General features: G+C 55.0%; 1 pseudogene. It reads left to right on the top strand.

The window, feature by feature from the left end:
• Positions 1-398 (top strand): annotated as a pseudogene (locus ACTHSL_RS13135) (hypothetical protein); the annotation flags it as partial.

Below are 398 nucleotides of genomic sequence, written 5' to 3'. Positions count from 1 at the left end.
GCTGGCCGACTGAGTGTTCTGACTGATGCCGAAGGCAACCGTACCGCCTACGATTACGACAATGACAGCAAACCAACCGTCCGCTACAACGCGCTGGGTGGTGCATTCCAATACCGTTACGACACCGTAGGCCGTCTGAAAACCCTCATCAACGAAAACGGTGACAGCTATACCTTCGAATACGATGAACGCAACCGCCTGATCCGCGAGACCGGCTTTGACGGCAAAATGACACGTTACACCTACAACCCTGCCGGCGAACTCATACGCGAAGAAGAATACGCGTCTGGGAACATTAACATGCGTACCCGCCCGTTACGGACGATCACCTACCACCGAGACCGTATCGGCCGCATCCGTCAGAAAGACAGTCATCTGGACGGCGGAGAAATCCTGAG

This window comes from Neisseria sp. P0008.S010, assembly GCF_051962715.1.
Taxonomy (GTDB): Bacteria; Pseudomonadota; Gammaproteobacteria; order Burkholderiales; family Neisseriaceae; genus Neisseria; species Neisseria elongata.
Note: the sequence above shows the minus strand (reverse complement) of the source record. Positions and strands in the feature narration are given on the sequence as shown.